Origin of the sequence: Dyadobacter sp. BHUBP1, assembly GCF_050587785.1 — a bacterium.
Lineage (GTDB): Bacteria > Bacteroidota > Bacteroidia > Cytophagales > Spirosomataceae > Dyadobacter.
The window spans coordinates 118040-129816 of sequence record NZ_JBOBIH010000008.1 but is presented as its reverse complement, the minus strand read 5'-3'; the positions used below and the strand labels follow the sequence as shown (position 1 = coordinate 129816).

Below are 11777 nucleotides of genomic sequence, written 5' to 3'. Positions count from 1 at the left end.
TGGCGCGGGCAACCGCGCCATAGAAATGCAATTGAATTAGTTTCGACTAACAGACAAACGACTCTTTATTATGTCTTTCAAAAAGAATAAAAAATTAAACAGCGACTTTTCCAGAATGACGATCAGTCTGGCGTCACCGGAGTCTATCCTAGAAAGCTCCTTCGGTGAAGTAACCCAGCCTGAAACCATCAACTACCGGACCTACAAGCCGGAGATGGGCGGTCTGTTCTGCGAGCGCATTTTTGGTCCTGTAAAAGACTGGGAATGTCACTGCGGGAAATACAAGCGCATTCGCTATAAAGGAATCATCTGCGACCGTTGCGGTGTGGAGGTAACCGAGAAAAAGGTTCGCCGCGAGCGCATGGGTCACATTGAATTGGTGGTTCCCGTTGCACATATCTGGTACTTCCGCAGCTTGCCGAACAAAATCGGTTACCTGCTGGGTCTTTCTACCAAGAAACTCGACCAGATCATTTACTACGAACGGTACGCGGTTGTTCAGCCAGGTATCAAAGAAGAGGACGGCGTTGGCTACCTCGACTTCCTGACCGAAGATGAATACCTCGATATCATCGACAAGCTCCCACGCGAGAACCAGTTGCTTCCTGACACGGATCCCAACAAATTCATCGCGAAAATGGGTGCTGATGCGTTGGAAATGCTGTTGAGCCGCATTAAGCTCGACGAACTTTCTTACGAGCTCCGTCACCAGGCAGCTACCGATACTTCTCAGCAACGTAAAGCGGAAGCTTTGAAACGTCTGAAAGTGGTAGAAGCATTCCGCGATGCGAATACCCGTATCGAAAACCGCCCTGAATGGATGGTGATCAAAATGGTACCGGTTATTCCACCAGAATTGCGCCCATTGGTACCTCTGGATGGTGGCCGTTTCGCGACTTCGGATTTGAACGACCTTTACCGTCGTGTGATCATCCGTAACAACCGTCTGAAACGCCTCATCGAGATCAAGGCACCTGAGGTGATCTTGCGTAACGAAAAGCGTATGTTGCAGGAAGCGGTTGACTCCCTTTTCGACAACAGCCGTAAAGTGAACGCGGTACGTTCGGAAGGTAACCGTGCTTTGAAATCACTTTCAGACATGCTGAAAGGTAAGCAAGGCCGCTTCCGTCAGAACTTGCTCGGTAAACGTGTCGACTACTCTGGTCGTTCGGTTATCGTGGTAGGTCCTGAACTGAAACTGCACGAATGCGGTCTGCCGAAAGACATGGCTGCCGAGCTTTTCAAGCCGTTCATTATCCGCAAGCTCATCGAGCGCGGTATTGTTAAAACTGTAAAATCAGCGAAGAAGATCGTAGACCGCAAGGATCCTGTGATCTGGGATATTCTCGAAAACGTACTGAAAGGTCACCCGGTATTGCTTAACCGTGCTCCGACACTTCACCGTTTGGGTATCCAGGCATTCCAGCCTAAACTGATCGAAGGTAAGGCGATCCAGCTTCACCCATTGGTGTGTACGGCATTCAACGCTGACTTTGACGGTGACCAGATGGCGGTACACGTACCACTGGGCCAGGAAGCCGTATTGGAAGCTTCAATGCTGATGCTTTCTTCGCATAACATCCTGAACCCTGCCAACGGTGCGCCGATCACGGTACCATCTCAGGACATGGTTTTGGGCCTGTATTATGTGACAAAAGGTCGCGTAAGCACCGAACAGTATCCTATCCAGGGTGAAGGCAAAATCTTCTACGGTCCGGATGAGGTTATCATCGCGATCAACGAAGGCAAGCTTTCCAAACATGCGAATATCAAATGCCGCGTTCGCGTTCGTAACGAGGACGGTTCATTTGAAGTGAAACTGATTGACACCGTTGCAGGTCGTATCCTGTTCAACCAGGCAGTTCCTGAGGAAGTAGGCTATATCAACGAGTTGTTGACTAAGAAAAAGCTTCAACAGATCATCGGTTTGGTATTCAAACAGGCTGGTGTAGCCCGTACCGCTCAATTCCTTGACGAAATCAAAGAACTTGGTTTCCAAATGGCCTTCAAAGGTGGTTTGTCAATGGGATTGGACGATGTAATGGTTCCAAGTGAAAAAGAAAAACTCATCGAGCAGGCGAAAGGCGATGTTGAAAACGTCTGGAACAACTATCTGATGGGTCTCATCACGGAGAACGAACGTTACAACCAGGTGATCGATATCTGGACGCGCGTTAACTCACGCATTACAGAGACGTTGATGAAGCAACTGGAAACAGACAAAGGCGGATTCAACTCTATCTACATGATGATGCACTCCGGAGCCCGCGGTTCCCGCGAGCAGATCCGTCAGTTGGGTGGTATGAGGGGTCTAATGGCCAAGCCTCAGAAAAACATCGCTGGTGGTGCCGGTGAAATCATCGAAAACCCGATTCTTTCTAACTTCAAAGAAGGTCTCGACGTTTTGGAGTACTTTATCTCTACCCACGGTGCGCGTAAAGGTCTTGCCGATACAGCGTTGAAAACTGCGGATGCGGGTTACCTGACCCGTCGTTTGCACGACGTTGCACAAGACGTGGTGGTAGTAGAAGAAGACTGCGGCTCGCTCCGTGGTATCGCAATCTCGGCATTGAAAGACAATGAAGATATCGTAGAGCCATTGTCGGAACGTATTCTTGGCCGTGTGAGCGTTCACGATGTGTTCGATCCGTTGACCAACGAATTGATCCTTACATCAGGGCAGGAAATCACCGAGGAAATTGCTGCTTACATTGACGAAACCAGCATTGAAACGATTGAAATCCGTTCGGTACTGACTTGCGAAACCCGTGACGGCGTTTGTGCGAAGTGCTACGGACGCAGCTTGGCGTCTGCCCAGATGGTAAACATCGGTGAGGCGGTTGGTGTAATCGCTTCCCAGTCAATCGGTGAGCCGGGTACACAGCTGACACTCCGTACATTCCACGTGGGTGGTACGGCTTCCAACATCTCTGTTGAGGCCAACATCAAAGCGAAATTCGATGGTTTGATCCAGTTCGAAGACCTTCGTTTGGTACAATCTGTTAACTCGGAAGGCGACGAAGTAACGGTAGTAATGGGCCGTTCAGGTGAGGTGAAAATCGTTCACCCTGAAACGAAACAACTGCTGATCTCGAACAACGTACCTTACGGTGCGCATTTGCAAGTAAAAGAAGGCGATACCGTATTCAAAGGACAGGAACTTTGTACCTGGGACCCTTATCACGCGGTAATCCTTTCGGAATTCACAGGAACCGTATCATTCGACGCGATCGAAGAAGGTATCACATTCCGTGAAGAATTTGACGAACAAACAGGCTTCCAGGAGTCGGTGATCATTGAAACGCGTGACAAAACCAAAAACCCGGCTATCGTGGTGAAAGGTAAGTCTACCTTGTTGAAAGATCAGACTGAAAAAGGCTATAACCTTCCTGTTGGAGCGCGTCTGGTTGTGAAAGCTGGTGCGAGCATCAAGGCTGGTCAGCCGCTGGCGAAAATCCCACGTGTTGTTGGTAAAACACGCGATATCACGGGAGGTCTGCCACGTGTGACCGAATTGTTCGAAGCACGTAACCCGTCCAACCCTGCAACGGTATCCGAAATCGACGGTGTGGTATCTTACGGCGGCGTAAAACGCGGTAACCGTGAAATCCATATCGAATCGAAAGACGGAACGCAACGCCGTTACATGGTACCTCTTTCGAAACACATCCTCGTTCAGGATGGTGACTTCGTAAGAGCCGGGGATCCGCTTTCTGATGGTGCTATTACCCCTGCGGATATCCTTTCTATCAAAGGACCAACCGCGGTGCAAGAGTACCTCGTGAACGAGATTCAGGAGGTATACCGTCTGCAAGGTGTGAAGATCAACGATAAACACATCGAATGTATCGTACGCCAGATGATGCAGAAAGTGGATATCCTGGACGCTGGTGACACCAACTTCCTCGAAATGCAGGCTGTCGACCGCGTGGTATTCCGCGAGGAAAACGACAAGATCCTGGATATGAAAGTAGTTGAAGACGCCGGTAGCTCCGAAACACTGAAACCGGGTATGATCATTTCAGTACGCCGTTTGCGCGATGAAAATTCGAGCTTGAAACGTCGTGACCTGAAACTGGTTACAGCTCGTGATGCGCAGGCTGCGGTCGCAAGACCAACGCTGATGGGTATTACCCAAGCTTCTTTGGGTACTGAAAGCTTTGTTTCTGCGGCTTCATTCCAGGAAACAACCAAAGTATTGAGCGAAGCGGCTGTTCGTGGTAAACGCGATGAACTGAAAGGCTTGAAGGAGAACGTGATCGTAGGTCACCTGATCCCGGCCGGTACAGGTATGCGTATGTACGAAAACCTGATCGTTGGATCGAAAGAAGAATTCGATGCGCTGTCCGATTCTCGCGAGAGACAATCACGCAAGAAAAAAGAGTTGGCGTAATCCCACTGAATAGGAGTAAACAAAGAGCCGGCCTGCACTAGCAGGACCGGCTCTTTACTTTTCCAAGCTCGGTATTTTTAGTAATTTTCCCATCCAAAGTAAATTCGATAGCACAGCTATTTAAATCCAGCAATGAAAGAAGAAAACAAGGAGAACGAACAACAAATCAATGTAGAGCTGTCAGAGGAAATGGCCGAAGGTGTGTATTCCAACCTGGCGATGATCGCCCATTCCAACAGCGAATTTATTCTTGACTTCATCCGACTTATGCCCGGCGTCCCGCGCGCGAAGGTAAAGGCCCGCATAATCGTAACGCCCGAACACGCAAAGCGCCTCGTAGCCGCATTGCGTGACAATATTCAGAAGTACGAAGACCAATACGGCCCCATTCAGAATTCACAGGATAGCGAGCCTACATTCAACTTCCCGATCAGTTTCGGTGGCCCGGGTGGCGAAGCGTAAGTGCGGATATATCGCTATTAATCAGCTACTTCGCGAATAAGGAGTTTGGCTTCATTGGTGATTTTTTGTAACTTTTGGCAAACTCTTAATCACCATGGCATTATTCAAACTTTCAATCAACAACCGTGCATACAGCGCAGACGTGGAGGGTGATACCCCGCTGCTGTGGGTATTGCGCGATAATCTGGGCCTTGTAGGCACCAAGTACGGGTGTGGGATCGCGCAATGCGGCGCCTGTACCGTTCACCTGGATGGCAAAGCTGTCCGCTCCTGTGTATTGCCGGTGTCGGCAGTGGGCAAAGCAAAGGTGACCACGATCGAAGGGTTGTCGGAACAAGGAGATCACCCGGTTCAGAAAGCGTGGGACGAAGTGGATGTGGCGCAATGCGGATACTGCCAGGCAGGTCAGATCATGACGGCCGCGGCATTCCTCAAAGAGAAACCCAAACCAACTGAGGAGGAGATCGTCGGTGCGATGAGCGGCAATCTTTGCCGCTGCGGAACCTACCACCGCATTCGTGAGGCCGTGAAAGTTGCAGCTGCTAAAACCAACTAACCATGAGCACGTTAAATCAGACATCGCGTCGCGACTTCATGAAGCTCGCGGCAGCGGCCGGTGGCGGCTTGTTCCTGGGATTCAACTGGTCGGACACCACCGCCGCACCCGTTGTAGTGGATGCCAGGCAAATCGCAGCCGGATCGGTAAAGTTCAATAGTTACTTGTCCATTGGTTCCGATAACACCGTTACCATCATTTCTCCTAACCCCGAAATAGGGCAGGGCATTAAAACCGCATTTCCAATGGTGGTCGCCGAAGAACTGGACGCCGATTGGAAATTGGTTAAAACAGTGCAGGGGCGCCTGGATAACGCTGCGTTTGAACGCCAGGTAACAGGCGGCAGCGGCGCCGTTCCGCATTCATGGGAGCGCTTACGCAAGGCCGGAGCTACTGCCCGCCATTTGCTCGTCCATGCGGCAGCGGCCAAATGGGGAGTTCCTGCTTCCGAAATCACCACTGCGGATAGCAAATTGTTCCATAAAGCTTCCGGTAAATCGGGCAGTTATGGAGAATTCGCAGAGGCGGCTGGTAAGCTTACGGCTCCGACCGACATTAAATTAAAAGATGAAAAGTCGTTCAAACTGATTGGTCAATCGGTCAGAAATGTCGATAACAAGAATATCGCGACAGGCAAACCGCTTTTCGGGCTGGATTTCTACCGCGAGGGAATGCTCTTCGCAATAATCCAACGTCCTAAGGCATTTGGTTTTAAACTGAAATCCGTTGATTCCGCAGCCGCCAAAGCCATGCCTGGCATTGTGGACGTAGTTACTTTCGAAAACAGCGTCGCCGTAGTTGGTAAATCGACCTGGCAATGCAAAAAGGCGCGTGAAGCGCTCAAAATTGAATACGAAAAAGTAGCTGATCTCGAGAGTTCGGAAGACCACAACCGCATTTTCTCCAATCTAATGGACAATGGCGAGGCCACCGTTCGCAGGAAGAATGGCGACGTCGAGGCTGCATTCAAGGGCGCAGCCAAAGTGATTAAAGCCGAATACCAATGCCCGTTCCTGCCGCACAGCCCGTTGGAACCCATGAACTTTTTCGCGCACGTACGTGAGGATGGCGTGGAACTCGTAGGCCCGACGCAAACACCCGATCGTGCACGCGAGGCCGCGGCAAAAATTACCGGCTTCCCGATTGAAAAAATCACCGTAGAAATCACACGGCAGGGAGGTGGTTTCGGGCGCAGGCTCTCGGCCGATTTTGCCATCGAAGCGGTACATGTTTCCAAACTGGTGAAAGCGCCGGTGAAGGTAATATGGACCCGCGAAGACGACATGACCGGTGGTACCTATCGCCCGGCGGTGCGCTATCGGTTCGAGGCCGCACTCGATAAAAATGGAGAAATGATTGGCTATAAATTGCGCGGCGTGGGTATTAACTCGGGTAATCCTACCCGCGAGGATAATTTCCCCTCCGGCTCAGTGGATAACCTGCTGATCGATTCGGTGGAGCATAAATCGGCCATTACCACTGGCCCGTGGCGTGCGCCGATTACCAATTTCCTCGCTTATGCCGAGCAGTCGTTCATCGACGAAGTGGCGGAGGCCGCAGGCAAGGATCCCGTACAGTTCCGCCTCGCCCTTTTGGAAAAAGCAAAAAAATCACCGGCTGGAGAAGTAAAGTATGATGTTGACCGGATGATCGCGGTGATTAAACTGGCGGCTGAAAAGAGCAACTGGGGTAAGAAAAAAGGCGTGTACCAGGGTTTCAGCGTCTACTTCTCACACCGGTCATATGTGGCGCAGGTGGGTGAAGTGGTTGTTGAAAAAGGCAAGCCGGCGTTGAAAAACATTATTGCGGCTGTCGACTGCGGTATTGTGATCAACAAAAGCGGTTCGTTACAGCAGGTACGCGGCGGGGTTGTTGACGGGGTAGGCCATGCGATGTTCGGGAATATGACTTTCAAAGCAGGTACTCCGGACCAGAGCAATTTCAATGGATTCCGTTTGATTCGTATGAACGAGATTCCTGAGGTAGATGTCTATTTCGTGGACAATGGCATTTCTCCCACCGGCCTGGGTGAGCCTGCATTGCCGCCGGCGGGAGGAGCAGTGGCCAATGCGTTTTATAAAGCTACCAAGCAGCGTCTGAGGAACCAGCCGTTTATTAATGAGGAGGCTTTCAAAGGCATTTCGTAGATATTAAATCGTGCAAATTGTAAGGCAGTAAGGGGAAAATGTGATACCGCATTTTTATCTTACTGCCTTTATTTATAGCAGGTTTTATTCGACCCGACTTTTCTTCCTAAACCATTCCATTCAAATGAAAAAGATCGTATTCCTGTTTTCCGCATTGATATGCCTTACCATCACTGCATTTACCATCGCGGAGTTTCCGCAAACCGACATTTCAAACGGGATGATCAAAGCAAAACTGTATTTGCCTGATGCAAATGAAGGATATTACCGGGGCGTACGCTTCGACTGGGCGGGTGTGGTACCTAGTCTGGAATACAAAGGGCATACTTATTTCGGAACCTGGAACCAGGCGCCTTACGATCCCCAGTTACATGATGCGATTATGGGGCCCGTAGAGGAATTCACGCCGTTGAATTTCGACGAGGCAAAGCCCGGAGAGCAGTTTGTTAAGATCGGTGTAGGCGTTTTGACCAAACCCGACGATAAAAAGTATTCTTTCGCAACTAATTATGCAATCAAAAATCCGGGTAAATGGTCGGTGGCGAAGGGTAAAGATCAGGTCGTGTTTACTCATGAATTGAGTGATGAAACCGGCTATGGCTATAATTACCATAAAACATTGAAACTGGTAAAAGGCAAACCGCAACTTGTATTGGAGCACATATTGAAAAATACCGGCTCGAAACCGATCGTGGCGAGCACTTATAACCACAATTTCTTCATGATTGACAATGAGCCGTCGAATGAGAATATCCGGATTGTGTTCCCTTTTGAAGTTAAGGGAGAAGGCAAAGGTTTCGGGAGTATTATCAACGCAAACGGTAAAATGCTGAACTATTCCCGGGAAGTAGTTAAAGGAGATCAGGTTTTCAGCGCCGGTTTACAAGGCTTCGGACCTACCGCGAAGGATTATGATATCAAGATTGAAAATACCAAAACAAAGGCAGGCGTGCGGATTACCTGTGATCAGCCGTTGGAAAAGCTGGTTTACTGGGCTTGTCCGACCACGTCCTGCCCCGAACCATACATTAAGATCGCCGCTCAGCCGGGTCAGGAGATTAAATGGAAGGTAACCTATGAGTTTTATACCTTTTAACGAAGAGCAGCCGGATTTTTCTAAATTCGCACTGCATTTCAACAGACTAACGAATGGGTTCGCATAAACACCTGGATAAAGCGTCTGCCGCCGGACTTCTGGTAGCATTAGGGATTATTTACGGAGACATCGGAACGTCGCCGCTCTACGTAATGCAGGCGGTGATCGGTACCAACAAGATTACGAATGACGTCGTTTATGGAGCCGTGTCCTGTATTTTCTGGACGCTTACCTTGCAAACGACCATTAAATATGTGATCCTCATTCTCAGGGCCGACAACAAAGGCGAGGGTGGTATCCTCGCGCTGTTTGCCCTCGTGCGCAGGCGAGCGGCCTGGCTGACGGTCCCGGCCATTATCGGGGCGAGTACGCTGTTAGCCGATGGGATCATTACGCCACCTATTTCGGTGTCGTCCGCTGTGGAAGGTTTGCGTATACTTTATCCGGATATTCAGACGATCCCAATTGTGATCGGCATTCTCACGTTGCTATTCATTGTTCAGGCCTTTGGAACGACGATCGTCGGTCGCGCATTTGGTCCGGTGATGATGATATGGTTCCTGATGCTGGCTGTGCTGGGCGTTTCGCAGGTGATCGACCATCCCGAGATCATGAAATCGCTAAACCCGGTTTATGCCTACCGGCTCCTGGCCAACCATCACGGCGGGTTCTGGATGCTGGGTGCTGTTTTCCTGTGTACTACCGGTGCAGAAGCATTGTATAGCGATCTTGGGCATTGCGGGCGCGGAAATATCCGTATCAGCTGGGTTTTTGTAAAGACCTGTCTCATTCTGAACTATTTTGGCCAGGGCGCATGGCTGATAGTGCATTCGGGCGATCTGCTGAATGGCCGCAAACCTTTTTACGAGATCATGCCAGACTGGTGGCTGCTGCCGGGAATTGGCATTGCTACTACTGCCGCCATTATTGCCAGCCAGGCGCTGATCAGTGGCTCGTTTACCCTCATTTCGGAGGCAATTCGGCTTAACTTCTGGCCGAAGGTCCGGCTGGTATACCCGAGCGATCAGAAAGGGCAGCTTTATGTACCGAGCGTGAACTGGCTGCTTTGGGCGGGTTGTATTGGTATTGTGCTGTATTTCAGAGAATCATCGCATATGGAGGCCGCGTACGGGCTCGCGATCACCCTTACGATGATCATGACTACCATTCTCATGTCGGTGTACCTCTATGTAAAACGGGTAAGCAAATCGATTGTGATCGTTTTCCTGGTCATTTATCTGGCTATTGAAGGCTCATTCCTGGCTGCGAACCTGTTGAAATTCACCCACGGCGGTTGGGTGTCACTGGTACTGGCTACGGTCATCGGTCTGGTGATTACCGTTTGGTTGAAAGCATATTACATCAAAATGCGACTAACGGAGTTCGAAAGCCTGGAAAAGTACATTGGTCCGTTGAAGGAACTGAGCAACGACATCAGTATTCCCAAGTACTCGACGCATTTGATATTCATGTCGAATGCCCCGCGGGAAAACGAAATCGAGAGCAAAATCATTTATTCGATCTTTTACAAACGGCCGAAGCGAGCCGATATCTACTGGTTTGTGCACGTGGAAACCACCGATGAGCCCTACACTATGGATTATCACGTGAATACCCTCGCGGAGGACGATGTAATTAAAGTAACGTTCCGCCTTGGCTTCCGGATCGAGCAGCGCATTAACCTTTTCTTCCGGAAGGTGGTAGAGGATATGGTACTTAATAAGGAGGTGGACATTACCAGCCGTTACGAATCGCTGAGCCGGCAGAATATCACAGGGGACTTCCGTTTCATTGTCCTCGAACGTTATTTGTCGCTTGAAAACAATCTGCCGTTTATGGAGGAACTGATCATGAAGATCTACTTCGCGATCAAAAGCATTACTACGTCGGAAGATAAATGGTTTGGCCTCGATAGCAGCTCGGTGAAAGTGGAAAAAGTGCCGTTGGTATTAACGCCGAGTGAGAAAATCCGCATGAAGAGAGTGTATAGCTAATAAATCAGTTGCGAAGTATTTCGAGTTGAAAAGAGGGTTTTCAAAATCATATTTATCCAATGAAGCACCGCACATTTTGGGTATATCGCTACGCATTTTGTGGTCAGTGCATCTGAAACCTCCTATGTAGGATGCCATTGGAGGCCCGGGTGTAACGCAGGGTTCTGGAATGCTTTTAGTGCAAATAACCGCCATAGTACAGGTAATTTTTGTTCACTAAACCAGCATGAACCATGAAATACCTTGCATGCGTACTTACAATGCTCCTGGGGATCGCAGGAGCATTTGCACAGAATCCTGTGACGCCGGAACCGTCTGTGCCACAACCGGTACCGCAAAGTCCTGTTCCTACAACAGCGCCTGAAACGAAGCCTGAATTCAATTCGCCGCAATCACCTGCCCGACCCGCTCAGATTCCGTCTGAGGATACGCTTATCAAAGGACAAAAAAGCTCGGGAGCCGTGATCCACGATACGCTGATGCCCACTGATGACAAGCGGAAAGAGCGTTCGGAACGTCGGAAAAACCGCAAGGGAACTGCTGAAATGGATGATACTACGTCGGTGAAGCCGCAAACTGATCCCGCAGGAAAGCCCTGATGCGAGAAAGATTGAAAACTGAAAAGCCCGGGAGCGATTCCGGGCTTTGGTGTTTAGTCTTGAGATGAGAGTGGGTTTTCGGGGATTAGTGTGTGTGGTTAAGGGACGGATAGGCGTGCTGGTCGTTCTGCCGGTCGGTGGCAGGTTCCAGGTCATCTTCCCAGAACGGCTGTGTGATTACCGCTTTGTTTTTGTTGACCCAGGTACACCAAACTTTCCCGCTGAATACCCGTCTGGTGGCAGGAAGCGAGGCTGATCCAGGATGGTTAGCCACGATCTCGACGATCTGGTATTCGTCGACCTGCATGAGCTGGTCGCCTCCTTTTTCCTTCACCCAGTCATCTTTCATAAACTTAAAAGTATCCATCGGTCGTGAGTTGATTTATTCAAAAGCGAGAGGTCAAATCCTATGCCAGGAATTATACATTTTTGAGAGCGACCTGCATTGTAGTATCTCTGCTAGATTATTTTGTAGAAATATTTAAACAGAACAACGACAGCGGTGCAGCGATTACAAAAGCCAGTTGCTA

General features: G+C 49.7%; 8 protein-coding genes. 7 read left to right on the top strand and 1 reads right to left on the bottom strand.

All coding sequences use genetic code 11. The annotated features are described in order from the left end of the window. Positions 1–70 precede the first annotated feature (70 nt). The 7 genes from rpoC (at position 71) to ACQ4MZ_RS25650 (ending at position 11247) form a co-directional block, all read left to right on the top strand. Positions 71–4393 (top strand): DNA-directed RNA polymerase subunit beta', encoded by a 4323-nt coding sequence (rpoC, locus tag ACQ4MZ_RS25680; protein WP_430849967.1) that lies wholly within the window; start codon positions 71–73, stop codon positions 4391–4393. A 132-nt stretch (positions 4394–4525) separates the two neighbouring features. Then, a complete protein-coding gene (locus ACQ4MZ_RS25675; protein WP_041736494.1) occupies positions 4526–4855 on the top strand; it encodes a DUF3467 domain-containing protein in 330 nt (109 codons plus the stop codon). A 94-nt stretch (positions 4856–4949) separates the two neighbouring features. Further along, positions 4950–5411 carry a (2Fe-2S)-binding protein gene (locus tag ACQ4MZ_RS25670; RefSeq protein ID WP_430849964.1) on the top strand — a complete coding sequence of 154 codons (462 nt, stop codon included), beginning with the start codon at positions 4950–4952 and terminating at the stop codon, positions 5409–5411. Between the two features lie 2 nt (positions 5412–5413). Further along, the gene (locus ACQ4MZ_RS25665; RefSeq protein ID WP_430849962.1) at positions 5414–7558 is read left to right on the top strand and encodes a molybdopterin cofactor-binding domain-containing protein; all 2145 of its coding nucleotides are present in this window, start codon (positions 5414–5416) and stop codon (positions 7556–7558) included. Positions 7559–7682: 124 nt separating this feature from the next. Continuing rightward, positions 7683–8654 (top strand): hypothetical protein, encoded by a 972-nt coding sequence (locus ACQ4MZ_RS25660; RefSeq protein ID WP_430849960.1) that lies wholly within the window; start codon positions 7683–7685, stop codon positions 8652–8654. Positions 8655–8707: 53 nt separating this feature from the next. Further along, positions 8708–10648 (top strand): KUP/HAK/KT family potassium transporter, encoded by a 1941-nt coding sequence (locus tag ACQ4MZ_RS25655; protein ID WP_430849958.1) that lies wholly within the window; start codon positions 8708–8710, stop codon positions 10646–10648. A gap of 233 nt (positions 10649–10881) precedes the next feature. Next, a complete protein-coding gene (locus ACQ4MZ_RS25650) occupies positions 10882–11247 on the top strand; it encodes a hypothetical protein (RefSeq protein ID WP_430849956.1) in 366 nt (121 codons plus the stop codon). Positions 11248–11332: 85 nt separating this feature from the next. Here the strand turns inward: ACQ4MZ_RS25650 and ACQ4MZ_RS25645 are convergent, their stop codons facing one another. Then, positions 11333–11614, bottom strand: a complete 282-nt coding sequence (locus ACQ4MZ_RS25645; protein ID WP_430849954.1) for a hypothetical protein — start codon at positions 11612–11614, stop codon at positions 11333–11335. Between the last annotated feature and the right edge of the window lie 163 nt (positions 11615–11777).

What these genes read in the sequence shown, in the direction of transcription:
- rpoC (WP_430849967.1), top strand. Translation starts at nt 71, where the DNA reads ATGTCTTTCAAAAAGAATAAAAAATTAAACAGCGACTTTTCCAGAATG.
- ACQ4MZ_RS25675 (WP_041736494.1), top strand. Translation starts at nt 4,526, where the DNA reads ATGAAAGAAGAAAACAAGGAGAACGAACAACAAATCAATGTAGAGCTG.
- ACQ4MZ_RS25670 (WP_430849964.1), top strand. Translation starts at nt 4,950, where the DNA reads ATGGCATTATTCAAACTTTCAATCAACAACCGTGCATACAGCGCAGAC.
- ACQ4MZ_RS25665 (WP_430849962.1), top strand. Translation starts at nt 5,414, where the DNA reads ATGAGCACGTTAAATCAGACATCGCGTCGCGACTTCATGAAGCTCGCG.
- ACQ4MZ_RS25660 (WP_430849960.1), top strand. Translation starts at nt 7,683, where the DNA reads ATGAAAAAGATCGTATTCCTGTTTTCCGCATTGATATGCCTTACCATC.
- ACQ4MZ_RS25655 (WP_430849958.1), top strand. Translation starts at nt 8,708, where the DNA reads ATGGGTTCGCATAAACACCTGGATAAAGCGTCTGCCGCCGGACTTCTG.
- ACQ4MZ_RS25650 (WP_430849956.1), top strand. Translation starts at nt 10,882, where the DNA reads ATGAAATACCTTGCATGCGTACTTACAATGCTCCTGGGGATCGCAGGA.
- ACQ4MZ_RS25645 (WP_430849954.1), bottom strand. Translation starts at nt 11,614, where the DNA reads ATGGATACTTTTAAGTTTATGAAAGATGACTGGGTGAAGGAAAAAGGA.